Source organism: Desulfitobacterium sp., assembly GCF_035539115.1.
Classification (GTDB): domain Bacteria; phylum Bacillota; class Desulfitobacteriia; order Desulfitobacteriales; family Desulfitobacteriaceae; genus Desulfitobacterium_A.
Window position 1 is genome coordinate 1 of record NZ_DATLJA010000034.1, and the last position, 25,986, is coordinate 25,986.

The following is a 25,986-nucleotide window of genomic DNA, read 5'->3' on the forward strand; positions in this document are numbered from 1 at the left end:
GTTTCAATCCACGCACCCGCACGGGGTGCGACAGCTTACAATAAAAAACTTGAATTAACGGTAGTTTCAGAGCTACATTTTGCGAACCCCTTATCCACCTTAATTTAAGGTTAAATCAAAAAGTATATATTTGCTTAAACCCTTTTAATACCAAGGAGTGCGATACCTCCACAGAATCATGCTCACTTCCGGTTCGCACTCCTTCAAATCAAATAATAAATGGTCCCTCAGGATCTACAACAGACTTGGTTCCAACATGTTCTACCCTATTTTTCCACCCATTACCTAGAAAGTAATACCTTAGACTATCCGTTTCAGGGTCAATTATTGTTTCTAATTTTTTCTTCAATTGAGCAAACTGAGCCGGATCAACCAAACACTCAAAAACAGAGTTCTGAACTCTTTGCCCATTGTTAACACATTGCTTAGCAACTTGTCGTAATCTTTTCTTCCCTCCATCGGTGATCGTATTCACATCATAAGTGATTAAAACCATCATAGTTATTATCTCCTTATTTCCAGATAAAAGGCGGATAATCTTCCAAATCTCCTCTTAAATATCTGGATAACAGTAACGCTTGTGCATAGGGTAATAATCCCAGGGGTATTTTCTCCTCAAGAAAAGGATGTGTAATTTCCTCTCGTTTTCTCCTTTGCCAAGCTTCCAAGACAACTTTCCGTTCCTTTTCTTTCATTATCACCCCCCCAGATTCTTTTGCAATAAAGCCATCCCCTGAAATCTGCTTACGGTTGATTAAGCTCAGAACCAATCGATCGACTAGGTAAGGTCGAAACTCTTCCATAAGGTCTAATGCCAATCCTGCTCTTCCTGGACGATCACGGTGTAGAAATCCAACATAAGGATCCAATCCCACCGTTTCAAGAGCAGATTTCGCTTCATGAGCTAACAGGGTATAAAGAAAGGAAAGTAAAGCATTCACATTATCCAAGGGTGGTCTTCTGCTTCGGCCATGCATATAAAAGGAGTCTTTCTGATACAAAATCATATCATCAAATATGGAAAAATAATTCTTAGCCATTTCCCCTTCTATACCCCTGATATCGCCAAGAGAACCTGCTCTACTAAGTCGAACAACGCTTGCAGCCAGCTCTTTCCTTACCCATTCGGTATTATTATCCAGTTTTTCAGCATGATCACTTTCATAACGCCGAATAACGGTCCGGCAATTGGCAACCTTTCCCATGATAAAACGCGAGGCAATTTTGACACATTCCTGAGGAGCATCTGCATCCCGATACTGTTTCCTTCTTAAGAGCACATTACCCTTCACAGGTCCAGAAACCCGAGCGAGAAATTTTCCGTGCTCATTTAAGAAAGTTACAAACACTCCTCTTTCGACACATAAGCCAAGTAACGCTGGACTGGCCCCTTGATATCCAAACGTCACTACGCCCTCCAAATAATGGATCGGGGTTCGGAATACTTCCTCATTTTTTACCTTAACTATAAGGTTTTCTCCCTCTTTAGCTAAAAATGCATCAGGAGTAGTCACGTATAATACATTTAACATTTTTCTCATTTCATGAATCTCCCGTAGATACTTCTTCCATTTCACTAATTAAGCTACTAATATATTTCGTAGCCTTCTTGGGATTTTTTCCAAGGGCAGGAAGGCACAAATCTTTGAGTGAACAATTGTTGCATTTTCTCGCTTTTATAGGTAAAGGCGTAATTCCCTTTTCAAAAAGTTCGTGCATCTTTTCAGAAAGCTCCATAACTTGTTTCCTTAGTTCTTCATTAAAATTGACCATCTGCCTACGTTTTGTCTCACCATAAAAAAGGAATCCGAATTCGATTTGCGTTCCTGTCATTTCCTCCAGACACATAGCCTGTGCACATAACTGCACCTCATCTCGCGCATCCGATTTAGGTTTGCCTCGTTTATATTCAACAATTGTTATCTCAGTATATTTCTGTGACTCAGGTAACCGCGAATACTCGACGACGTCCGCAATACCATAAAAACCTAACTGCCATGATATAAGGGGAGCAGAACGAACGACTTTTACATCATTTCTGGTTTCAGTGAAGTAGGGATCATCCACACGTTCATGCAATTGTTGGCCTTCAACCGTTCTTACATTTTCCGCCCATTGATTTTCAACATGAATAAGCGCCCATTGTCTTTCACAGAAAGCAAAATGTTGAATGCCAGAAAGCGAAAGTAAATCGTCCTCGGAATAGGTCTTAATCATCATTTACATTCCATCAATAATTTCCGGTTTTAGGTCATCCAATTGCTGAATTTTAATATCATAATCTGTGATAACCTTCGGTTCAGTCACACCTGACTTTAGAGATACTTTCAGTGAACGATGGACCTTAGCCGATGAATATTGCCCGTTTCTACAATTATGTTGCCACCAGAAAACTTTGTAGACCTCCATACTACCCTCAGGCCTTGCCGATGAGGCATCATTTTGAAATAAGCTTACTAAAGCTTGTTTGATAGCCTCCGCATCTTCTTCACTAAAATTGGTCTTGTTAGCCAGTTGCGGATTCATACTTCCATAAAAAACATATAGCCCATGATCTACACGGTGTTTCATCCCCATAGTATCAGATGACTTTTTACTACCATCACCTTCGCCGCTAACACTTTTAGTAATTTGTATGCTGGATACACTTATCGGACTCACGCTATAGGCAGATTGAATAGAAACAGGACCACGAATACCTATAGAAACACCAGTGTCCTCACCATTTTCCTCTCCACTTTCTGATTTACTTTTCCCTTTCTTCGCAGCACTATAAGCAAAAACCTGCCCAAAAGCTCTCACATCTATCCATCTTTTACAAGCAGCTTCACGAAAACCTTGTTCATCTTTAAGCTTATCTTTTAACTCTCCTTCTGCCCTTGCTCGGAGACTCCTATAACCATCCATTCTATTATCATCTGACTGGACAAAGATTGGATAACCTTCTTCCATCAATCGATTCCTTATTTTCCGTTTAATACATACATCAGAGAGCTCGCCAAGACCGTCATAGTTTACACGAGGCCTATTTCCATTAAGTGGATCACCATTTGGATTTGCATTTCTCACATTCAAAATCACTGCAAAATCCACTTTTTTCTCGAGTGCTGCCATAATAATCCCTCCATTATTTTAAATTTAGTTTCCAAAGATTGTTTGATCGTTCTCAGATAATATATAGATTGCAAAAAACGAAACAATTAATTTATTTGAGGTTCATCATCCTTTTTTAAGTTTCGTAGTGCCTCGCGTTGACAATGATAGCCCAGTAAAAATTCACCGCTTAATTTCCTATCATTCATGAAGTCATCAGGCGTAAACATGGCAATTACTTCGGAAATCAAGCGTGATCTTTTTGAAGATTTATTGCCCAATCTAGCTTTATACGGTCCTAAGGCAAGTTCCAATGTTCTCCATGTTGTATACGGATGATCCGCAAAACGTTGCATCAATCTAGCTGCATTCGTCTGACGTTTTTCACCGGATTCTTTAAGCGCCCATTCTTCTAAGCTATCGGCAAGGGCAAGTAATCTACCATAGAGATAATCTCTCGTTTTCCGCTCCTCATCCAAAGCCATTTTAAATTCCTCCTTCTCATAATATTTTCTATAAAGCGCACAGGCAATACTGAGCGTTTTATTCCACTCCCAAACTTCCATACCCACTCGATTGGTTGCACGTCGAGCTGCGGATTCAACTAAATCTCTAGGTATTCTCCTCCTATCAATTATGCAGGGAAGAATCCTTTCGACGGTTGACTTTCGGAGTTTATCTTCTACTTTACTTCCATAAGCAGCTTCAGCAATATCACTTGGAGCAGGTGCCCCCACAAATCTAACAGGTATTTTCGTCTTTTTTCCAGTTCTGAGATCAACAATCTCTTTCGAATGGTATGTATGAATCCATGCACAGGATTGATGCCAATACTCAATTCTATTTAAGAAGTCAGAACCCGTTAGTTCCCTGTAAAACGTTATGGACAACCTACCTGGAGTCGCAGAATCAAGCCCCATGACAACAATACCAGTTATATTTCCAAGCACTGCATGATACCCAGAAATTTTATTTTTCAGCTTCAATGCTAAGTCTTGAGCAGTTGATACATTTTTTTCTAAATTACTTTGTATCTCATCAGATCCAAGTATTGTAAATGGATCTGCAAGGGGATCCGGAATTTCTACTCCATTAGTGGCCCATGCAACTATTGCTTGATCACCTCTTCGATAGGCTTGCCTTCCAATAAGCCAACGAAGAACATTATGGGCTTTCTGAGTCACTTCAAAACTTACACCACATGCTTGTTCTGCTTTTGAGAAACGGCCTCTAAATGTAAAACCACTACTATCATTAGCAGAAATCAATTTAGCTTTATCACCATCGTTTCTCAATTTGAATGGATGCTGATCAGCAGATGGCACTATCTTTCCAGTAACATAACATAGCGAGCGGTTTTCTTTAGTTGTTAAATAGTATTTCATCCAGCTATCATATAAACTTGTATCCGTCCATACAGCACTTTGAGCGTCACCAGGAATTTCTACTGCCCAACGCACAAAAGCATTCATTTGTGATAAATTTGAAGTTTCCTTAAAGATTTCAGGGATCACAGTATTAGCTTCCTTATCCCATTTCTTGAGCATCTTCCCATCAGAACCTATGAATAATATGCCGTAATCCACTAAATCTTTAATTACATGTCCTTTTTCTATATATTTCAAAATAGCCTTTGCCTTTGGATGAGAGAACTCTGATTCACACCATTTCTTTAATAATTCGTGATACTTCTCGAAGGGTTCCTTTGGATTATTAACATATCCCTTTGTTACTTCTCCTCCATAATCAGAAAAATCCAATGCAATATATTGGAGTTTATCACAAAGAGGATGCGTTTCTGGTTTTATCCCCGCCCTACCTCCCGAACTCTCCGTACATGGTATGATAGTTCTTGCTTCAGCTTTGGAGATTACTCTAGCTCTCTGAAAATTTCCATCCTGGTCAATGGCGATTTCTATCTGCGCCTTCTGTGTTGTATGACAAATCGGTAGAAGAGGTATTGTGTTTTCATCAGACCCATATCCGATCACCGACTGACAGTTTTCATAAGTTTCGTATAGCTTCGGCATCCAACTCATAGGTCAACCTCCTCTGTAGTATATCCATCAAGAAGTTCCTCCTCTTCTAACCCAATTGAAACAGGAGGTTTTGCAGACATTGGTTTGACAAATTTACGAATCTCGCATTCTTCAGGTCGTTTAAAATTTACGACACCATTAATCATTTCTGGGCGTGAAAATCTAGCATGAAGCTCATTTTTTCCATATTCGTCAGGATAATCAAACCCATGGAACATTAAGTCAAATGTTAGTTCTCCATATCGATCATAAAAACCATTACCCTCACCAAAATGGCATGGTTCAACATACCCCTGGCATTCACGTGTTCCTAGGAAAATATCTCTTCTACCACCCCTCTCAATCATTCGTTTAGCAACAAAAAAATGTTTATTTTCATTACAATCTTTAATTAAATCCCTCCTATTAAGATTCCATTCAAAATGCGCTTGTATTTGGTATTCAACATCAACCAAATAATTGTAGATAGATAGAGTATTTATTGGCTCTCCTTTCCCTCTCCTATCCCGAGCAGACGGATAAACTCCACCATAGTTCAATGGCTTAGCACTCTTTGTCTGTGTTCTTATCGGCTTCATTACCCGAACTTTATCAATAATCCAGATAAGTGTGGGTTTCCAATAAACAGATTCCATAATTCCTTTTAGTGCTTGATAAGTTGGGATCTGATAAGAACATTTCTCACCCCCAATCTTAGTCAGTGGATCCGTAAAGAGCGCATATTTTCCATAGACCTTAAACTCTACTTTGTTCTCCATGTTAATCGCCTCCACAATATAAAAATTCCATTTCCTTAACTGGTGATGTACTCAGACCATAGTCATCACTGTAATAATTATCATCCAAATAAAAAACGCCAATACCCTTTTGTACTTCATGAATTGATTGTTCCTCTAATAACTTAGTAAATATATAAGGAAATACATTGACTGAATATCTCTGAGCTTTTTTTAATAAGTGATATTGTTCCTTTAAATTATTCGATCCACATAAATTATCAATAATTTGTCTTCCTTCTTCCTTATAAGGAACAATAACTCCGCGCGTTGGTGAATCAATCGCGTGAAATGCCTTAGCAGCCGTCATAAATGATTGCCTAATAGGTATTGGGGGAAAGGAACTGTTATTTATTCTGCCATACTCCTGAACAGACAATGAATTTGTTGATAGCAGTTCGAAAAGATTATCTGTTCTCCCAACCCCTGATTTCTCATTAATGAGATGACCCATCTCGTTAGTGCGCGTGTAGAAATAATAGTAATAATATCGCTCCATGATCTTAGGGCCTATAATATCTCCATCAAACTGAGTAGGCTCATTCTTGAACTCATCAAGAACGCGCTCCGCAATATCTCTACCAATCCGGATATCCTTTAATTTGTCTAGATTCTCATCTTTCGGATTAACGATTAAGACCCGTCCTTGCTTAGGTCTTGAACCATTGCGATTACAGCGTCCAGCTGCTTGGGCGATTGAGTCAAGTCCCGCCAAATATCGGATGACGCTTCCGAAATCAATATCAACTCCCGCTTCTATAAGTTGTGTACTCACACAGATAACTGGTTCATTTTCTTCCAAACATTTTTTGACTTCCTTTAAAATCTTCATACGATGCGCGGGACACATATTCGTACTAAGGTGAAACAGCTTAGCATCTGGATGATTTTTAATTTGCTGAAAAAGATTGATGGCTGCCTTTTTTGTATTAACTATAATTAAAACACTTCCAGTTTCCAACAATTCCTGTTCAACAAGATCGACCACTTCAGAGACCGTCCAACCACCAATCTTACGTTGATCAAAAACATCAACCCTCTTTAACTCATTGAACAATTGCTTAACATCCGGTATCATCTGCTGTTCTGGCGTAATTTGCAGAGCTACATCAGAACGCACTTTGTCCAGTAAAGGTTGGGTTGCAGTACAAAGCACTACTGTCGAACCACATCCTCTAACTAAAAAACGAATCGCCATATTAAAGATATAAACACATCGTATAGGAAGAGTTTGTATCTCATCAAATATTAAAACTGCATTTGCAAGCTGGTGCATCCTTCGGGCGCTCCTTGTTCCATACCCAAATAGAACCTCGAGAAACTGTACCATAGTCGTAAATACGATTGGTGCATCCCAGTTTTCTGATAATACTTTTTGTCGTGTATTTTCCTCTTCTGGCGTTAAATTTGAATGATGTTCAAGCACAATATTATTTAAGTATTCTCCCTGTTCTGTTCTATCTTCCAAAATTTCTCGCGCTTTCTCAGCATTTTGATCGATGATTGAGGTGTAGGGGATAATATAGATAATTCTTTCCATATGATATTTGTCGGCATGGGTTAACGCAAAACGTAGACTAGCAAGCGTTTTACCTCCTCCCGTTGGTACAGTTAATTGATAGAGGCCTTTAGGTCGGCTCGAAAATTTGAGACAATAATCGGAAATTTCTTGACGTAGAATATTGACTTTGTTTTTTTTAGCCTTCTCAAATTTAGCTAATTCTTTGTTTAACCTTTCTATAAGAGATGTCCAAGAAAGATATTCCCCTTGATTTCTGAGCTTTGCTTTCTCGGGGAATTCGAAATCCGCAGTATTAAGCCTATCTGCATCAATAAGGCAACTAAAAAGAAATCTTACTAATAACCCAAGCTTAAACACAGATGCTTCTCTTAAATCTATATCCTCCCGTAATGTTATTATTTTTTGATTGAATTGACCTACTAGATTTTCATCAGAAAGTAGCCTCTTTATTTTTTCTTTTACTTCATTATCTAGATTTGAAATAGATTCCTTAGTTCGTGTTTTTTCATCCGGCTTATTCAATCGTCTAGAAAAATTATCATCACCGTCAGGGGATAGACAATCAATCAATCCAGAGTGATGAGATGCAATGACTAGGGCTAAAATTTGTGAAATAAATAGGCTCTCATTGACTTTATTAGAAAAGTAGTTAAATATAACCTGGGCGCCGGCACTGGAATGATCAATTTTGCCTTTCCTACCTTTTGCATCGATATAATCATCTTCATCAGGATCAATTAAACTGGTTGCAGACTTAATATATTTATCAAACTCTGAGCTTGCTTTCCCTAAGTCATGCAATAGCCCAATTAACTCACCATGCTTTTCCAAACCAATTTTTGAAGCATATTTAGCGGCTAATATCGAAGTTTCTTCTAAATGATCAAACAAGTTTTGATCTCTGTCCTCTTTTTCGTTACGATGTGCAATAAATTTTCCTCTAATTTTCGAAAAAGCATCATTATCGTCATTAGACATCCCATCTCTCCTCTCTATATTCATATCGTGCATAAGGCTCCATGTAACCATCAACCGCACTCTTTAGTGTAAAAAAAGAATTTTTCAACCTCGACCACAAATACGATCAGTTTAACTTTATAATTCATCTAAATATTCTATTTTCTCTATTTATAACCCATCTCCTTCCTCTATTTCCATATTTACTATATTTAATCCTTCCGGCATTAATTTTTTAACTAAAAAAAGCCTCCAGACTGCTTGTCAGAAACCTCAACATATCATGCATTAGGAGTGCAATAATAGTTATTAAATAAGCGTTATGATATAATTAAATCGAAAAAGAGCATAAGGAGGCGAATTATGTTATTCGATGAAATAAGAAGCGAAGATTCCATTAAAAAACTATTATCCCTTGGCATCCTGATCATCATTGGCTATTTATTAAAGGATATGGTCAATTTGATCTTATTAACTTTCATCTTCTCATTTTTCTTCTATAGCATTCAGAACTTTCTCTTTCATAGAATGAAAAGGCTAAACATAAATCGGACCGAGATTACACTAACCCTCTATGTATTGATCATTATTGTTGTAAGTTTGATATTAACCAAATATATTCCTATTGTAATAAAAGAACTATTTTCGATTGTCGTTCAACTCAGTAATTTTAGAATGGATGATCTTCGGGGAATAATCGATACTCGAATCGTAAATATGATTGAGTCAACGGTTCAATCATATGCTAAAGGCGGAGGAAGTCTCCTCCTCCAAACCGCCAGCAGTATCTGGTCGTTTAGCTTAAATACGTTAATTGCTTTAATTCTAAGCCTCTTTTTTATCCTCGAAAGAGAACCTTTATTATCCTTCATCAATAATCTTGAGAGTAGCCGTATTGGTTTTGCGATTGAGTTTTATCGAAAAATTGGAAGATCTTTTCTAAATTCCTTTGGAAAAGTCATGCAGGTGCAAGTCCAAATTGCGTTTATCAACTCAATTCTATCGACGGTTTGTTTATTCATTCTAGGGTTTCCTCAAGTCTTGGGCCTCGGCTCTATGGTCTTTGCGCTTGGACTCATTCCTGTTGCCGGAGTTATTATTTCGTTTATTCCTTTAAGTATCATTGCCTATAATCTTGGAGGATTCATCAAGATTATCTATGTGATTGCCCTCATCATTGGCCTTCATGCATTGGAAAGCTATATTTTGAACCCTAAACTCATGAGCATGAAAACCAAACTTCCGGTTTTCCTCACTTTTATTATCCTGATCGTATCTGAACATTTCTTTAAAATTTGGGGGCTTCTCTTCGGTGTCCCTCTGTTTATCTTTCTCATGGAATTGCTTAATATCAAGACGTCAGAGTGATAGGGAAACAAGCTTCGAAGGGATCTACAACAATTCTCCCGCCAAGAACTCAAGCTGCCGATCCACGAACTCATCTGGTGACTCATGTCCGTATTCCGGATAAATCAGCAATTTCTTTTCTCCGCTCAAAGCCCGGGATAAGGCATACACTATTGGCGGCGGGCAAGACGTATCCTTAAGGCCTACAGAAACGAGGCTTATCCCTCCTGCTTGGCCAACCCAGGGGGCAAAATTCACCGCATCAAAATAATCCAGCACTTGAAATACGTCTTCTTCACGCTTATGTTCAGGATCAAAGAGTTGGAAATACCCAGATAGTTCAGCGATGGGACCTGTCCCATCGCTTTGCATTTTAAATGTTCCTCTAAAATCCGCTAAAAAGGGGATTTCAGCTTTTCTAATGCTTCATCGATCAAGGACATATCCTCACTCCTCAAAGACGAAATTCAAGTTTAAATCAATAACATGAAATTTCGAGGTTTGAGAACATATTCCTTCTAAAAAGCCTGCTAACCTAAACCTTCCGCTCCGTTTCTTTCATAATTCCAATCAGCCTAACAATTCCCCAGGCAATAATCCCATAAACAATCATCGCAATAATCGTTGTGGGCTCTAAAATGGCTTGAGCTTCAAATCCCTTGGTAACAGCGGTTGGAAAGATCCCCGTAAAGGGATAGAGAAAGATCTGAGTGAGCGAATAAATGAAAGACACGAACGGGCTTGCAGGATTTGCCCCAAGGAGTTTGAAGACTAAGCGAAAGGCCAACAAGACTTCGAGAACCCCCAAAATATAATAGACAATCCTCTGAGGTCTCAGTTGTTCATGATTTCTCTGTTTTACCTGTTGCTGTTCCATTTTGAATCCCTCCTAAAATTTTTTGGTCGATTATTTGTGGGTTCTTACATTGATTCTTAATCCATAGTTTAAGCTAAATTCAGATGATAATTCGTGACCGGTTAATTCTTTAACATCAATACGGCAGCGTCTCTCAAAAGAAGGCGCTGCCTAAAACTTGTACTCCAATTTCAAACTCCTACAGAGACAGAAATGAGTTAAAATCAGCCCAAAGAAAACAAGATAATCCATGGAAAAGCAAGCTTAAAGGCGCTAAAATACGAGTACCTCATACTAAAGTCAAATTCGTTTTGAGCGTACAGACAAGTCTGGCTCATCACGAGTCAGCCAGAAACTCATGAAGGGGGAACAGAGATGTTAATTGTAGGGGAACTGATTAATGCCAGCCGGAAGGCTATTGGGGAAGCCATCCGCATTCAAGATTCCGCAGCGGTTCAAAAAGTAGCGCGTGATCAGCAAGAAGCGGGGGCAAACTTTATTGATGTTAACGCCGGTATTTTTGTTGGTAAAGAAGCGGACTATCTACAATGGTTGGTAAAGACCGTACAGGAAGCGACCCACGATGCTCCTTGCTGTCTTGATAGCCCGGATCCTAAGGCGATTCAGGCTGCTCTCTCTATCCACAAAGGTACTGCCATGATTAACTCCATTTCCTTAGAAAAAAGTCGCTATGATGCTTTATTACCCGTTGTTGCTGGAACTAATCTTAAAGTGATTGCGCTCTGCATGAGTGATGAGGGTATGCCTGAAACAACCGAGCAACGGCTTAAAATCGCGGATCGCCTGATTAATGGACTTGTGCAAAACAATGTTCCCGCCGATAATATTTATGTTGATCCGCTTGTTCAACCTGTTGCGACCAATAAAGACTTCGGAATTGAATTTCTTAATTCAGTTGAAGCCATTGCCAAAGAATTCAAAGAGGTTCACACCATGTGTGGCTTATCGAATATTTCCTATGGTTTACCGAATCGTAAATTCATCAATCAAACTTTTGCAATTATGGCGATCGCCAAAGGGCTTGACGGTTTAATCATCAATCCTCTGGATCAACGGATGATGGCGAACCTGATTACCGCTGAAACTTTAGTCGGGAAAGATGACTATTGCAGCAATTACCTCAGTGCTTATCGAGCACAGAAATTCGAATTTTAATTTGAGTCCTAAATCCTCAATGTCTAATCTTCCCCTCTCAACTGAGCAGGGGAAGTTTTTTCAAGAAAAAGTACAGGAGGGAGAACCATGGCAGAGGTAATTTGTGAAGTCACCTTTCTACCCCAAGGGATTACAACTCAAGTCCCCCTTAAAACAACCATCCAAGCAGCCGCTCTTATGAATAACTTATCCCTGGAAAGCATCTGTAATGGAAAGGGAACCTGTGGTAAATGCCTCGTTCGAGTCTCCGGTAGCGTCAGTGAACCTTCTTCCCAAGAACTCACACGGTTAGGTGAGAAAAAAGCAGAGGGGTGGCGGTTAGCCTGCCAAACCCAAATCTTAGGTAAGGCTGTAATAACCCTGCCGCGCAAGGATGAATTTCATACCGTTCAAAGCGGTCAGGCCCGGAAATATCCTTTTGAGCCCATGATTCTAGACATCCATCCTCATCTCGAAAACGTATACGGAGTTGCTGTTGATATTGGGACAACCAGTATCGTTGCCTCACTCATTAATCTTAAGGGCGAAGATAAAGAACTGATGACGACCTCTTGCCTGAATCCCCAAACGAAATTTGGGGGAGACGTCATTACGCGAATTTCGTTTGCCCATCAAAGCCCCGAGGATACCCTAAAATTAAGAGAATTCGTCCTCAATGGGATAAACCAACTTATTCATCAAATGTGTACACAACAAAAGGTACTGCCTGAACAAATTCGCCATGTTACGATTGCCGGAAATACAACCATGCTCCACTTACTCCTCGGTCTTGATCCCATTTCTCTGGCCCGGGCACCCTACACTCCGATTTTTGTGGATTACCAAGAGCTCACCGCCGAGAAAGTTAGTCTCCAAATTGACCCCCAGGCACTGATTAGCTTGCTTCCTTGCCTCTCAGCTTTTATCGGAGCAGACATTCTTGCCGGTCTGCTTGCTCTTGATTTTCAAAAGATTATCGTTCCTTCGCTTTTTATTGATATTGGAACCAATGGGGAGATCGTGGCCAATGTGAGGGGCAAGCTGGTAGCCACTTCTTCAGCAGCAGGCCCTGCCCTCGAAGGGATGAATATTCAATGTGGTTGTCGTGCTGAGGATGGTGCAATATCCAGCGTTCATTTAACTGAAAACGGTCAGATTGAGCTGGAGACGATTGGGCAGGCACCTGTTAAAGGAATCTGTGGGAGTGGTCTGGTCGAACTTGTCGCGGAATTGGTCAAGGCGAAGGTTATCAGCCCCACGGGGAGATTCACAGACTCCAGTGATTTACCTGGTTTTCTTTCGCAACATATGATTGAATCTGATGGACAACCTGCCTTCGCGGTCCATCCTCAATCGATGACAACTCTCACTCAAAAAGATGTCCGCCAAGTTCAGCTCGCCAAAGCCGCTATTGCTGCAGCTATCGAGATCCTGTTTGAACGACTTGAAGTAGACCTCGCTTCGGTGGAACACGTCTATATCGCGGGGGCCTTCGGTTACCATTTGAAACCGGAGGCGCTCAAAACCATCGGACTCCTCCCGCAAAATCTAAATGCCACGATTCATTTTGTAGGGAATACAGCTAAAGAAGGAGCCCGGCTTTGCCTTAGCAGTAAACAAGCCTTACAGGAAATTCAGGCCCTCCAGAAGGCCCTAATTCCGCTTGAACTTTCCTACGCCCCGGAATTTATGGACCATTATGTAGAACAAATGGGTTTTCCATCGGTTTCCTAAATCAGGTCTCATCTCCGAAGATCTCCCGAAGCTTCTCTGTCTTTAGACCTTTTCCAATAAAGCTGACCGCACCTAAAGGGCTCTCCTTAAGTTCTCTGAACTGATAATCTCCATCCACATAATTAAATTCAAGAAAGGTATGGCCAGACTGAAGAATTCCCTTCCCCCTCAGGATCTGGCCATATTCTCCATTTTTACAGGATTCAAGGATCTGCCTTAACTGTCTAAATTCAAATCGTTTCAGTGTCTGCAGTCCAAAGGATTCAAAATTATGCTCGGGAGATAAGGGGAGTTCGCCCCCGTTGCATCCCGTTTTTTGTACAGCTTGTCTTTGTTCTTGATTGAGGAGAAGCGACACATCCTCAGGGGATAGCCCTTCCCAATTCTTAGCTAAAATCGGGGCTTGCGCATTGAACTTCCTTAGTTCCTGAGTAATCAGCCTTACCTCTTGGTTACTTACCTGTTGAATTTTACTCAAAACTAAAGAAGTCGCCGCTTGAATTTGATGGCTAAAAAATTGAGAATAGCTGTTCACCTGCTTAAAAAATTTCGCAGCATCGACCACAGTTGTTACGGAGTCGAGAGTGCATCGCGAGGAAATTTGCACGTCCTTAAAAAGGTCAAGAATTTCGCTAAGGATGAATATACCAGACGGCTCAAAGATAATACGATCCACGTTTTGATTGAGAATCTCCTTAAGTGTTCGGCGAAAATCCTCCTTCAGCGTACAACAAACACATCCCGAAGTCAGTTCATAGATTTCGAAGCCGACACGTCTTAATACTGTACTGTCAATACTGGTCTCTCCATATTCGTTTTCGATAATAGCGATTTTTTCGTCCTTTAAGGATTTAAGGATCTGCTGAATCAACGTTGTTTTGCCCGCTCCTAAAAAGCCCGAGATAATATTAAATTTAACCATACCCGTTCCTCCTCTTTCTTCACTCTACACTCCACGTTCAACTCTCCTATCGCTGTTCTTCTTGATTCAAAGCTTATCGAGAATTCACGTCCCTGACTATGGATTATTCTGTACTTTCTAGGACTCGCTTGTACTTCCGAAAATCGCCTAGAACATATAGTTAAGATTAATCAAGATAAGACAAGAAAATCCATTCGAAGTCATTACATAAAAAGCTAGAATAAAATCAAAGCTCGGCAAAATATTCATAAAAGTTTGAAAGTGTAAAGAAAAGTGAAGCTCGACGTGAGAAAAGACAGGGATCTAATGGAGAATCAAAATTTAAGGAGGTTTAAACAGATGAGTACCCTTGAAGAATTAAGTAAAGCGGTTATTGCTGGAAACGAAGCAAACGTCAAAAGCCTTACCCAGGCTGCACTTCATGAAGGCGTCAAGCCCCTTTCCGTTATTAATGATGGTTTAATTGCAGGTATGAATGTTGTGGGGAAGCGCTTTAAGGTTGGAGATATGTTTGTTCCTGAAGTCTTAATGTCGGCTCGGGCGATGGCCGCGGGTGTAGAATTAGTTAAACCGCTCTTAGCAGGGGGCCAAATGGTCAATAAAGGGACTATTGTTCTCGGAACCGTTAAAGGGGACTTGCATGATATCGGAAAAAACCTGGTTGGAATGATGCTTGAAAGCTCCGGCTATAAAGTCATCGATATGGGTGTAGATACTTCTCCGGAAGAATTCGTTGCAGCAGCCCAAAAAAATAGCGCTCAGATTGTTGGACTTTCTGCCTTACTTACAACAACGATGTTGGCGATGAAAGACACCATTGAAGCGTTTATCCAAGAAGGAATTCGTAACAATGTCAAAATTATTATTGGCGGAGCTCCAATCTCTCATACTTTTGCCGAAGAAATCGGTGCCGATGGATTTGCTCCAGATGCTGCTTCAGCAACCGAGTTAGTGGGGCAATTACTCGCCTAAGAAATTAGAAAGTGAGGAGATACCATGGATAATCTTTTTACAGATGTTAGTTACAAAAGCCTTGACGAATTAATCTATGGTTTTGCTAAAAAACCTGTTCATTTAAAAAATGGTATGGTCATCGGTGGAGGAACGGTCTATCCGGAAATTAACTTTACGCTTCCCCCCATGCTCATCTCGCAAGAAACGATGCCAAAGGTCAAAGCTCAATACGAAGAAATGCTTCACGGCATATGTTCTAAAGCTCATGAACTGAATGTTCCCGGCCTGTTAGTCGAGCTCGAGCTTCTTCCGCCCTGTACCTTCAATCCTGAGTGGGGTATTGAGATCACCAAAGTTGTCAAAGATATCATGCTTGAATACGATTCCAAATTCGGCCTCAAGAGCGCTTTGCGCTTAACCCCTGTCGATATTCGCGAGGGTAAACAACTCACGCATATGTACCATGGTGACCATTGGGATAATCTCATGGCAACTTTCCAAGGGGGTGCAGAAGTCGGTGCAGATTTCTTAGCCATTGAATCGGTGGGTGGAAAAAGCCTTCATGATGAAGCCGTCATGAATTGTGATTTGCCGAAAGCACTGTTTTCCTTAGGAGTCGTCGGAACACACGACATGACCGTGCTCTGGGATAATATTATCAAGATTGCTAAAAAAACAGATACGATAGCTTCGGGAGATACCGCCTGCGGTTTCGCTAATACCTCGATGGTCATGGCCGGTAAGAACTTTATTCCTAAAGTCTTTGCTGCTATCGATCGGGTAATGTGTGCCGTTCGGACGCTGGTCGCTGTAGAACGGGGGGCGATTGGGCCTGATAAAGATTGTGGTTATGAAGGCGTATATCTCAAAGCGATCACCGGAACACCAATCTCCATGGAAGGCAAATCCAGTGCCTGTGCCCACTCAAGCACAGTGGGTAACATTGCTGCCGCTCTGGCTGATTGTTGGAGTAATGAATCTGTGGCAAATATCCGTTTACTCGGGGGCATGGCCCCTACGGTCTCCTTAGAGAATCTGGTGTATGATTGCCGCCTCATGAATGTCGCAACAACCCGCGGCAAAGCCCTGGATCTAAGAGATATGCTCGCCGAATCAGACCGTCAGTTTGATCCTCAAGCCTATGTTCTGGACCCCGCTGTCGTCTTAAAATTAAGCCGGAAAATTGTTAACGGGAAATCACATTTTGAGCAGACAAAAATCGCCGCTTCAGCAACCCTTGAGGAATTACGGGAGGCCCATAAAGCAGGGGCCCTGCAGCTTGCTGAACGTGAAGTTCGTTACCTGGATATTTTTGAGGAACAACTAAACTCGATCCCGGATAGCGAAACAGAATTACAGCAAGTCATTGTTAAGAATACCACGAAGGACAAATTCGATCCGGCAAAATACGATCTGTAAGTGTAAGCTAAACCTCTTATCTCTTCATAGGCGCTTTAGTCACATCAGGAAGGATTAACCTGTGCGTGACTAAGCGCCCTTTGCCGTTTGATATATTCAGTAAATTCATATTAATCAGTTTTTCATCGCGTCTATTATAATCTATGTTATACTAATTTAAGGATATAAGGATACGATCTATGGAGGTTAATCAAGACTCCGGAGGTGATCTTATGAATCCTACAAAAAATGCCCAAGGGAGTGAATCACCTTGGATTGATGAACTCGTCAAGCGAACTCTGCTTGAAAAAATGCTTTGCTCCTTCTCTAAATCGACTGGTTTGAAAGCTATTTTTGTAGATACCCAAGGAAAAACGCTCGTTTCGACGGATCATGAGATTATGGATTGCCAATTCTGTAAAATGATTCGTGCCGATGCCAACGGCTTAAAAAAATGTCAACGTTCATACGCCCGTGCTTGCAGTGACGCCGCAAAATATGGCGAACCCTATATTTTCCGATGTCATGCAGGCTTGATCATGTGGGCTGCACCTATTCTCTTAGAAGAGCATGTTGGAGCGATTATTTGCGGACAGGTTCTGATGTGGGAACCGGAAGATTACTTTCTTGATGAAATCGAAGAAATGGTTAAAGGCCTTGATGTTGATGTTGCTGCCGTAAAATGGGCTGCAGCTCGACTCGAAATCATGTCCGGTGATAAAGTTCAAGCGGCTGCTGATTTACTCTTTATTGTTGCCAACCAAATTATGAGAAGTGGGATGACTGTTCTCGAACAACGAAGGAAGATCTCCGTCCAACAGGCAAAGCTTGCCGAAGAAATCCAGGCACGTAAACGTGCTGAGTTCGCCATGCGAACCATCGAATCCCGGGCTCTTGCGGCATATTCCTTTGACAAAGAATATGAGCTGCAAACTAAGGTTCGTAATGGGGAAGGTGATTCAGCCCAACAATTGCTCGACTATATCTTAGTCGATATTATCGAAAAGCATTCGCACAATATTGACTCCGTTAAAAGTCGTATTATCGAATTAGTCGTTATCGTCTCGAGGGCAACGATCAATGGCGGTGCCGATCCTAATGAAATCCTCCCGCTTAACTCTATCTCCTACCAGGAAATCCTGGACATGACCAGCCTTGATGAAATTTGCCTCTGGTGTAAAGACATGCTTGACCGTTATATGGAGCATGAGACAAAAACGAACGACCAGAAAAATCTCCAAGCTGTTCAAAACGCCGCTGCTTATATCAAGCAAAATTATGAAGAAAAAATAACCATTGCTGAAATAGCTCAAGCCGTATATCTGAGCCCCTGCTATCTGAGCAGAATCTTTAAGCAAAGCCTGGGCTGTACTTTAATGGAATACTTAACTCAGATTCGAGTCGAAAAGGCCAAGACCATGCTTAAAAATCCGAAATACAACATTATGCAGGTCGCTGAAGAAAACGGCTTCGAAGATCCGGGGTATTTTACTCGAGTCTTCAAGAAAATTGAAGGAATTACTCCCAGCCGCTTTAAACAAAATGCCCTTTGACCTACAAATCAATGCTAAAAGGAGTGAGTTGAGCTGATAACTTCTGAGTTAGAATTGATTACCGAAGCTCTTCTTAAGGGGCAAGCCAATCGGGTCAAAACGCTTTCGATTCTGGCTATTGAAAATGGGATCAATCCCATGCTGATCCTTGAAAAAGGCTTAATCCCTGGCATGGATATTATTGGTCAACAATTTCGAGATAACCATATTTTTATTTCCGATGTACTCATTGCTTCTCGTGCCATGCATGCCGGTCTCCATGTCATAAAGCCTCATCTATCAGGTTCTGATCATTCTTTATATGGTAAAGTCCTGATCGGCACAGTCGCCGGAGATTTGCACGATATTGGCAAAAATCTAGTCGTTATGCTGTTACGCGGTGCTGGGTTTGAGGTTATCGATCTGGGAATAGACGTTCAGCCGGAGGATTTCGCCGAAGCCGTCCAAATGCACCACCCTGACATCGTTGCCTTCTCAGCCATGCTCACAACCACTTTATATATGATGTCTGAAACCATCCGTACGCTTGAACAGCAGGATTTACGCAATCAAGTCAAAGTGATTATTGGAGGTGCTCCTGCGACTTGTGATTTTGCTCACGTCATTAAGGCCGATGGTTATGCCGATGATGCGAGGAGTGCTGTTGATGTAGTTAAGAATTTAGTGAATCGGTAAATCGGTTAAGACTCAATGGCTGCATGATGTTACCCAGATAGCTATCCCTAGAGGTAAACCGTCCGATGCTTGGATCATAATACCTGGCTCTTAAGTACTGTAATCCAGAGTCAAGATCATGGGCTTCGCCGTTATAGCCATAAGGATTGTTAAAGAGCCGGGTATTCGGACTAAGCTTTCCTCCAGGCATAGGGACGCCAAAAGCATCATAGCGATATTTATCCCGAACCTCCCCTGCGGGGTTGATCATCTGGGTGACGCTGTTATGCCCGTCATAGAGGTAATAGAGGGGATCATTCGGTACGCCTTCGACGGAGGCTAAATTTCTCTCTGCTATTCTTTTGAGACCATAGGTATAAACTCCTCTATACGTTCCCGCTTGATCCGAGGTCATTAAGGTTTGCGTATTTTTTAGGGAGACATCCTTGACATAGTTAATAATCTCATAGGACTCCGGCTTATTGAGGGTGGGCAAGTTACCGAGTTTTTTCGGGTGATCCCCCGTTTGTACCAGCCCAGATGTTTCCCTCGGTTTCCTTTTTTCTGCTTGAACTGATCTTTATCCCATCCCTGGTATTTTCCGTTGTCCTTTGGATTTTGACCGCTTCCTTTACCTTGCCCGTTTCTGTTACCATTATTAGTATTACTATTTCCGTTTCCACTGTTTCCATTTCCACTATTCGAGCTGTTCCCAATTACCCCCAGCATGACTGTTGCCTGCGCCATTATTTCCGGCATTTCCGTTATCCCTGAGTTTCCATTACCGATATACACTTCACCGAATTGATTTCGCACTTTTTTAAGCAAAACGACTACAAGGAAGCCATTAAGGAATTAGCCAAAGACTGCCGTAGTGAGGTCGCCTGCGAAGTCTATACCCATTTTGGCCAGGTACGCGAAGAAGCCTACCACGTCACCGACGTAGCTTTCGATAGTCTGGGGACGCTTACCGTCCTCCGTCAGGTGGCGGGCAAAGTCTTGGATGGTCTTTAGTCTTGGGGGTGAGTTCGGTTTGTTGGTGCTTGTTCATTTTTTCTCCTCCTTGTAAATGTTCTTAACCTTCTTGCAACAGGCACAAAGAAAGACCAATGAGGTTTGATCCCCTTGCTGGTCTTATTTAAGTCACCTTTTCAGTTGTTGCTTCTGACGGTACTGACGCTATTTTAGGGTCACGTTAGGAAACGCTGACTGTAGAATTTAGATTATGTAGTCAAATTTCCCCCTTGATATTCAATCATTCCTATGTGCACTATGATTCTTCCTGAATTTTAGTTTGGCCCATATTTTTTTGCAGTAAATAGGTGTTTATTATGCAGCGAATTTATGCCTATTCATTTTCTGTTAAAATATACTTTTTTACTTCTGTTCTAAACATCAGTTTCCCACAATGCTGACAAACCTGGGTCTGCCCATCTACTATGAATTCTCTTGCTCCACATTCTTTTCCACAAACAGCATGAGCCACGTACAATTCTTTGGGAAATTTAATATTCTCCACATCAGGGTATTCTTCAAGTGGATATGTTTCAAATTCTTTTTCTAGTTTTTCCATTGTTCTCCTCCATTATTTGTTGTTATGGTACAGGAACTAAATTTCTCAGTGGGATTAGTCTAGACCCTTCAGAAAGGGCTACATATACCAAAAGTGCCGTCCCAGAAAGTCCAGTAATCTGACCTATTCTATCATACATAGATGGTGATGATCCAGATGTTATCGGAAGGAGTTCACCATTTCCATTCCAACGGCCATTACTTTTCTCATCATCCCAATGACCATCTTGAGCACCATCACCTCTATCAACTCCTGAACCATGAGACCTGTTATCCCATGTATGATCTCCTTTTGCACCTTCCCAATAACCTTCTGAATTCCATTTTGGCTTTTTGCCAGCCAAGTTATCAGGTAGTGGAGGCCAAGATTTCGGTGGAGTTTTTCCTGGTTTCCTATTTGCCAACATCATTGAATCATTTAAACTAGGATTACCTGCCCCTTGAGTATCAATTGTCTCTAACCCATCACACCCTTGGCTATAACTCAGGCGTTGTTGCTGTAATTCCTTGGCCTAATCCCTGGTGCTATATGGCGAAGGTTCATCGACCGTCGAATCTCGATGGTTCATATAATCGAAGGAGAGCTGTCTTTCTTCTTCAGTTTCATGGGTGGGATCATCACCCACGATCGGCCTGTGACCACTGGGGTCAGCATACTTGACCGGATTGTTCATAGTATATGCATAACGGTTCAGGCTTAAGGGCTTGGTGATATCTCCCAAATAGCTATCCCGAGTCATGAACCGTCCCATGCTTGGATCATAATACCTGGCTCTTAAGTACTGTAACCCGGAGTCAAGATCATGGGCTTCGCCGTTATAGCCATACGGATTGTTAAAGAGTTGGGTATTTGGACTGAGTTGTCCTCCGGACATAGGGGCGCCAAAAGCATCATAGCGGTATTTATCCCGCACCTGCCCTGCGGGGTTTATCATCTGGGTAACACTGTTATGCCCGTCATAGAGGTAGTAGAGCGGGTCGTTCGGTACGCCTTCAACCGAGGCTAAATCTCTCTCTGCTATTCTTTCAAGACCGTAGGTATAAACTCCTCTATACGTTCCCGCTTGATCTGTGGTCATTAAGGTTTGCGTATTTTTTAGGGAGACATCGTTGACATAGTTAATAACCTCATAGGCATCCGGGTTATTTAAGAGGGGCTGATTATTGGGATTCTTAGGATGGTCCGCTCGTTTGTACCAGCCTAGGTGTTTACCTTTGTTCCCTTTTTCTTTTTTCAGCTTTTCTTTATCCCAACCCAAGTGCTTGCCACTATCGTTACTCTTTTCTTTGTCTTTGCCGTTATCATGGATACCGTTGCCGTTGCCATTACTGTTACCATTGCCACCGGCATTACCGTTATTCCCGGCGTTTCCATTCCCATTGCCTCCGGTATTTCCGTTCCCGTTCCCATTTTCTTGGCTCGGTGCCGTTGGTATAGGGCCCTGCTCCCTAGGTGCTTGCCAGTATACCCCGACGGTTTTATACAGTCTGTTGCCGTCGCTGTCGTACCCGAAGGTCTGGATTTTGCCCTGATGTTCCGTGATTTGCAGCAAACGGTTTTTACTGTCTTAGTCATAGACATAATGGTACGTCGTCTGTTATCCGTCTTTTTCTTCGGTAAATCCGGTCACTTCATCGGCATTATCATAGGAATAGGTTCGAGTGTACACATTACCGACTTGGTTTTGGACTTCCTTAATGATGTTTCCAGGGAGTCATACGTGTACTCAAAGCTGGAGATGAGAGTACCGGATGAGCCGATATTTTCGAGTTTTGATTAAGAATGAAAATTATACTGTACTTACTCTATACATATAAAGCGGATTTAGGTTCGGGGGGCGGGGGGAACGGCGACTTTTTAAGCAAGCTGGAAACGGCAATCCTACTTATTTCCTTCCTTGGTTTGGGTCCGTCCTAACGAAATCCACAATTGAAAGAAAACCGCTAGATTTTTACATAAGGCAGGTTCCAGCGCTTTTGCTTTTTATGTTGTCCGGTATAAGAAAAATAGGCCACACCAGCCAAGAACTGTGTGACCTAGGAAATTCATTAACTATTTCTGAAAGCTTGTATTTTCTCTAATAGACCATTGGCTACCTCAAGACCATATTTGAAGTAATTAGCCTCAAGACTTGTGAATCTAATTTCTTCTAGTCTATTTAGAGCATCATTCCTTTCCTTTTCCAAATTCAATTTTAAATCATCAGTAATCATAAGAGTTTCAAGCCTGCTTTGTAATTCTTCTAGGTCATACTTCCTTTCCTTAAAGTCAGTACAGATTGTAGCAAGGCTTTCTATTGTTCCCATTGTATCTACCTCGATTCTATTTTGTAATTATGAACTACAGCACCTTGCTGATTTGTAATTACCTGTAAGGTACCTGATGTATAGGATAAATTGCCATTTTCTTGCAGAACAGGTTTAGTGGAACTAATAACATCTTCTACATATTGAGGTGCAACGCTTCTTCCTGAATCTCCTTCGGCCTGTGTGATTGATGAGCCAAATCTATTACCACTAGGTTGCATTCTATCAACAGCATGTTTTGAATATAATCTATTTCCAACTTGAGCATATTCCTGCTCTCCAACGGATTAAAGCATCAACCAAGATATTAAACCAAAGTAGCAAAGGCTCATTACCAAAAGGAATTTCATCTGTGACATAACCATATTCATGCTCTCCAAAGGAAGAATGACCATTCCATACATGTTTTAAAGAATTCGCCGACAGTTGAAACGTTGTTTCTCCCGTACCTTCAGCTCTTGGCAACAGAGCTTCACCCGCCCCCTTACCAAGCGAACTTCCTAATTTTCCTAAAATTGGGGCAACCAATTTTCCAGCCGATTCTAACGCTGCACCCCCAAGCATTACAACATTTCCATAGACAATATTCCCAGCTACTTGCTCATTAAACTCTGCTTGTTTCTTAGTAAGAAATGGTCGCCCTCCATCATCTACTAGACCATTTTACGTGATAACCATTTTGTATTACCTGCCCCTTAGATTATAATCTATAGTCGGTTTTAGAGTGAGGTACTTAGGCTATAGTAGCACCTTATGGTATTGTTACTCCTGAAGGTGCTACATAAAAATCAGATCTTTTACATAGCTGGTCTTAGGCGTAATTATGTAGTAAGTAACTGCCCTTTATCGTATAAAATAATAGTTAATTATCCCCCCGAGTCTAAATCATGTGCCTCTCCGTTATAGCCATAAGGATTGTTAAAGAGCCGGGGATTCGGACTAAGCTTTCCTCCAGGCATAGGGGAGCCAAAAGCATCATAGCGGTATTTATCCCGTACCTGCCCTGCGGGGTTGATCATCTGAGTGACGCTGTTATGCCCGTCATAGAGGTAGTAGAGCGGGTCGTTCGGTACGCCTTCAACGGAGGCTAAATCCCTTTCGGCTATTCTTTCGAGGCCATAGGTATAAACTCCTCTATACGTTCCTGCTTGATCCGAGGTCATTAAGGTTTGCGTATTTTTTAGGGAGACATCGTTGACATAGTTAATAACCTCATAGGCATCCGGCTTATTTAAGAGGGTCTGATTGGAATTATTGGGGTTATTAGGATTCTTAGGATGATCTGCTCGCTTGTACCAGCCCAGGTGTTTCCCTCGGTTTCCTTTTTCTTTTTTCAGCTTTTCTTTATCCCAACCCAAGTGCTTGCCATTGTCGTTACTCTTTTCTTTGTCTTTGCCGTTATCACGGATGCTGTTACCGTTTCCATTGCCATTACCATTGCCATTGCCACCGTTATTACCGTTATTACCGTTATTACCAGAGTTTCCATTTCCATTCCCATTCCCGTTCCCGTTTCCTCCTGAATTATCATGAGAACCTGAGTTGCCCCCTCCAGAGTTACCATTACCGCCCCCGGAGTTCCCGCCGGAATTACCGCCGCCATTGCCATGACCACCAGCACTTAACATATGGAATAGTTCTTGAATAAAAGGATTCGATTGAACAGAGCTGAGTTTTTTATCATGGCCATTCCCTTGACCTGGGGTTCCGTTATTCCCTTTGCCATTGTCATGTTTATTTCCATTACTGTTTCCGTTTCCTTGAGCCGGTGCCGTTGGTAGGGGTCCCTGCTCCGTAGGGGCTTGCCAGTATACCCCGACGGTTTTATACAGTCGGTTGCCGTCGCTGTCATAACCGAAGGTCTGGATTTTACCCTGGGGTTCGGTAATCTGGACCAGGCGGTTTTCACTGTCATAGTCATAGGTGGTGACCTGGTTGCCTTGGGTAGTGGATTTAATGACGTTGCCGTTTTTGTCATAGTCATAACGGTCACGGTTACTGTCATGACTTTTGAGGGTGAGTTCATCTCCTTCGTTATAGGCATAGGTCAGATGCTTGGTGTCGTCATTGCCGGTGATATCTTCAGTTAGACGGTTACCGGCTTGGTCATAGGCATAGCTGTAAGTTTTGAGTTCCTGATCCGTTTGTTCGGTAAACTCTGTGACTTCATCTGCTGCGTCATAGGTGTAGGTCCGGGTATAAACTGAGCCGGTCTGGGTTTGGATCTCCTGGGTGGTGTTGCCGGCTGGGTCATAGCCGTACTCAAATGAGGAGATGATGCTGCCGTCTGCTCCTTTGTTTTCCAGCGTGATCAATCGATCGTTGGTATCGTAGCTGTAGCTTACTTTGGTTCCGTTCGGAAGAACGGTTTCGATTCTCCGTCCATTGGGGTCATAGCTGTAAACGGTCTTTTGCCCTTCCCAGTCCGTGGCTGAGGTGAGGCGGTCGAAATCATCATAGGTGTAGTCGACATATTTGCCATCGGGGTAGATGAGTTTAGATTTTCTGCCCAGTTCATCATACTCATACTTTACTTCTTCAGCCGTGGGCAAGTTGACCGAGGTGAGTCGTTCCATTTTGTCATAGCTGTAGCCTGTTTCTCCTTCCGGACCGTTCATGACAGTACGGCTGCCCATAATGTCATAGTTATAGGAGACGTCTTGGCTAACCTGACTTTGGGCAGGATCGGTTGTGGTCATGTTAGACGGGGTAGAATCTGTTGGAGCCGAGTTAACGTTGGTAGAAGTGTTGGGATTGGATGTTGAGGACTCCAGCTGGAAAGAATGAGCGGCTGCTATCATCAGCTTGGTAAAATTAGTTTCTGTACTGGAGGTGGTCTGTGAGTCTGTGGTTGCAGTGGTTGCAGCCGCTGTTGCCGGAGCCAAAGCCGAAGAAGCTGTAGCTGCAGGCTGGATGCTGCTGTCCGCTTGTTGATAGTGTTTAGCTGAGAGACGGTTAAGAATATCATAGCTGTAGCTTATTTCCGTACCGTCTGCTTTCGTGTTACTGGAAAGGGTGCCTACCGGGTTATAGGTATAGCTTTCTTTTTCCCCTAAAGGGTTGGTATGGCTGAGTACTTCATGCCTTAGATTATAGGTGGAGCTGCTGGTATGCCCGTTGCCGTCGGTGGCAGAGGTTAAGTTGCCG

The 25,986-nt window shown here is 41.9% G+C and carries 26 protein-coding genes; 7 read left to right on the forward strand and 19 right to left on the reverse strand.

Annotation, left to right across the window (positions count from 1 at the left end):
• Positions 1-208: 208 nt before the first annotated feature.
• The 7 genes from cas2 to cas3 form a co-directional block, all read right to left on the reverse strand.
• On the reverse strand, positions 209-499 hold the full coding sequence (gene cas2 / locus VM640_RS06320; protein WP_325390578.1) for a CRISPR-associated endonuclease Cas2: 291 nt from the start codon (positions 497-499) through the stop codon (positions 209-211).
• A 13-nt stretch (positions 500-512) separates the two neighbouring features.
• On the reverse strand, positions 513-1,541 hold the full coding sequence (gene cas1c, locus VM640_RS06325; RefSeq protein WP_325390579.1) for a type I-C CRISPR-associated endonuclease Cas1c: 1,029 nt from the start codon (positions 1,539-1,541) through the stop codon (positions 513-515).
• Position 1,542: 1 nt separating this feature from the next.
• Positions 1,543-2,220 carry a CRISPR-associated protein Cas4 gene (gene cas4, locus VM640_RS06330; RefSeq protein WP_325390580.1) on the reverse strand — a complete coding sequence of 226 codons (678 nt, stop codon included), beginning with the start codon at positions 2,218-2,220 and terminating at the stop codon, positions 1,543-1,545.
• The gene (gene cas7c / locus VM640_RS06335; RefSeq protein WP_325390581.1) at positions 2,221-3,114 is read right to left on the reverse strand and encodes a type I-C CRISPR-associated protein Cas7/Csd2; all 894 of its coding nucleotides are present in this window, start codon (positions 3,112-3,114) and stop codon (positions 2,221-2,223) included.
• Positions 3,115-3,200: 86 nt separating this feature from the next.
• Positions 3,201-5,132, reverse strand: coding sequence for a type I-C CRISPR-associated protein Cas8c/Csd1 (cas8c, locus tag VM640_RS06340; protein WP_325390582.1), 1,932 nt, complete (start codon positions 5,130-5,132; stop codon positions 3,201-3,203).
• On the reverse strand, positions 5,129-5,890 hold the full coding sequence (gene cas5c / locus VM640_RS06345) for a type I-C CRISPR-associated protein Cas5c (RefSeq protein ID WP_325390583.1): 762 nt from the start codon (positions 5,888-5,890) through the stop codon (positions 5,129-5,131). The genes cas8c and cas5c overlap by 4 nt, the downstream gene beginning before the upstream one ends.
• A gap of 1 nt (position 5,891) precedes the next feature.
• Entirely contained in the window at positions 5,892-8,408 is a 2,517-nt protein-coding gene (gene cas3 / locus VM640_RS06350) for a CRISPR-associated helicase Cas3' (protein ID WP_325390584.1), read from the reverse strand.
• Between the two features lie 342 nt (positions 8,409-8,750).
• On the opposite strand from cas3, the gene VM640_RS06355 reads away from it, so the two are divergent.
• Positions 8,751-9,755, forward strand: a complete 1,005-nt coding sequence (locus VM640_RS06355; RefSeq protein WP_325390585.1) for an AI-2E family transporter — start codon at positions 8,751-8,753, stop codon at positions 9,753-9,755.
• 24 nt (positions 9,756-9,779) lie between these two features.
• Here the strand turns inward: VM640_RS06355 and VM640_RS06360 are convergent, their stop codons facing one another.
• The gene (locus VM640_RS06360; RefSeq protein WP_325390601.1) at positions 9,780-10,157 is read right to left on the reverse strand and encodes an acetylxylan esterase; all 378 of its coding nucleotides are present in this window, start codon (positions 10,155-10,157) and stop codon (positions 9,780-9,782) included.
• Positions 10,158-10,269: 112 nt separating this feature from the next.
• A complete protein-coding gene (locus VM640_RS06365; RefSeq protein ID WP_325390586.1) occupies positions 10,270-10,611 on the reverse strand; it encodes a YggT family protein in 342 nt (113 codons plus the stop codon).
• 354 nt (positions 10,612-10,965) lie between these two features.
• Between VM640_RS06365 and VM640_RS06370 the strand changes: the two genes are divergently transcribed.
• Both VM640_RS06370 and VM640_RS06375 read left to right on the forward strand, forming a co-directional pair.
• On the forward strand, positions 10,966-11,766 hold the full coding sequence (locus VM640_RS06370; RefSeq protein WP_325390587.1) for a methyltetrahydrofolate cobalamin methyltransferase: 801 nt from the start codon (positions 10,966-10,968) through the stop codon (positions 11,764-11,766).
• A gap of 87 nt (positions 11,767-11,853) precedes the next feature.
• Positions 11,854-13,479, forward strand: coding sequence for an ASKHA domain-containing protein (locus VM640_RS06375; protein ID WP_325390588.1), 1,626 nt, complete (start codon positions 11,854-11,856; stop codon positions 13,477-13,479).
• Position 13,480: 1 nt separating this feature from the next.
• On the opposite strand, the gene VM640_RS06380 is transcribed toward VM640_RS06375, so the two are convergent.
• A complete protein-coding gene (locus VM640_RS06380; RefSeq protein ID WP_325390589.1) occupies positions 13,481-14,401 on the reverse strand; it encodes a CobW family GTP-binding protein in 921 nt (306 codons plus the stop codon).
• Positions 14,402-14,740: 339 nt separating this feature from the next.
• Between VM640_RS06380 and VM640_RS06385 the strand changes: the two genes are divergently transcribed.
• The 4 genes from VM640_RS06385 to VM640_RS06400 all read left to right on the forward strand — a co-directional run bounded on the left by VM640_RS06385 (position 14,741) and on the right by VM640_RS06400 (position 18,981).
• A complete protein-coding gene (locus VM640_RS06385; protein WP_325390590.1) occupies positions 14,741-15,373 on the forward strand; it encodes a cobalamin B12-binding domain-containing protein in 633 nt (210 codons plus the stop codon).
• A 24-nt stretch (positions 15,374-15,397) separates the two neighbouring features.
• A complete protein-coding gene (locus tag VM640_RS06390; protein WP_325390591.1) occupies positions 15,398-16,774 on the forward strand; it encodes a methyltransferase MtaB domain-containing protein in 1,377 nt (458 codons plus the stop codon).
• 212 nt (positions 16,775-16,986) lie between these two features.
• Positions 16,987-18,306: a PocR ligand-binding domain-containing protein gene (locus VM640_RS06395; protein ID WP_325390592.1), complete on the forward strand. Its 1,320-nt coding sequence runs from the start codon at positions 16,987-16,989 to the stop codon at positions 18,304-18,306.
• A 33-nt stretch (positions 18,307-18,339) separates the two neighbouring features.
• Positions 18,340-18,981, forward strand: a complete 642-nt coding sequence (locus tag VM640_RS06400; RefSeq protein ID WP_325390602.1) for a corrinoid protein — start codon at positions 18,340-18,342, stop codon at positions 18,979-18,981.
• On the opposite strand, the gene VM640_RS06405 is transcribed toward VM640_RS06400, so the two are convergent.
• The 9 genes from VM640_RS06405 to VM640_RS06445 all read right to left on the reverse strand — a co-directional run bounded on the left by VM640_RS06405 (position 18,959) and on the right by VM640_RS06445 (position 25,538).
• A complete protein-coding gene (locus VM640_RS06405) occupies positions 18,959-19,456 on the reverse strand; it encodes an RHS repeat domain-containing protein (RefSeq protein ID WP_325390593.1) in 498 nt (165 codons plus the stop codon). The two genes, VM640_RS06400 and VM640_RS06405, sit on opposite strands and share 23 nt — an antisense overlap.
• A 1-nt stretch (position 19,457) precedes the next feature.
• Positions 19,458-19,616, reverse strand: a complete 159-nt coding sequence (locus VM640_RS06410) for a hypothetical protein (protein ID WP_325390594.1) — start codon at positions 19,614-19,616, stop codon at positions 19,458-19,460.
• A gap of 692 nt (positions 19,617-20,308) precedes the next feature.
• Entirely contained in the window at positions 20,309-20,533 is a 225-nt protein-coding gene (locus VM640_RS06415; protein WP_325390595.1) for a hypothetical protein, read from the reverse strand.
• Between the two features lie 22 nt (positions 20,534-20,555).
• Positions 20,556-20,942, reverse strand: coding sequence for a hypothetical protein (locus tag VM640_RS06420; protein WP_325390596.1), 387 nt, complete (start codon positions 20,940-20,942; stop codon positions 20,556-20,558).
• A 102-nt stretch (positions 20,943-21,044) separates the two neighbouring features.
• On the reverse strand, positions 21,045-22,085 hold the full coding sequence (locus VM640_RS06425; RefSeq protein ID WP_325390597.1) for an RHS repeat-associated core domain-containing protein: 1,041 nt from the start codon (positions 22,083-22,085) through the stop codon (positions 21,045-21,047).
• A 496-nt stretch (positions 22,086-22,581) separates the two neighbouring features.
• Entirely contained in the window at positions 22,582-22,839 is a 258-nt protein-coding gene (locus VM640_RS06430) for a hypothetical protein (RefSeq protein WP_325390598.1), read from the reverse strand.
• Between the two features lie 5 nt (positions 22,840-22,844).
• Positions 22,845-23,060 (reverse strand): hypothetical protein, encoded by a 216-nt coding sequence (locus VM640_RS06435; protein ID WP_325390599.1) that lies wholly within the window; start codon positions 23,058-23,060, stop codon positions 22,845-22,847.
• A gap of 28 nt (positions 23,061-23,088) precedes the next feature.
• Entirely contained in the window at positions 23,089-23,403 is a 315-nt protein-coding gene (locus VM640_RS06440; RefSeq protein WP_325390600.1) for a hypothetical protein, read from the reverse strand.
• A 302-nt stretch (positions 23,404-23,705) separates the two neighbouring features.
• A complete protein-coding gene (locus VM640_RS06445; protein ID WP_325390603.1) occupies positions 23,706-25,538 on the reverse strand; it encodes a hypothetical protein in 1,833 nt (610 codons plus the stop codon).
• Positions 25,539-25,986: the final 448 nt, after the last annotated feature.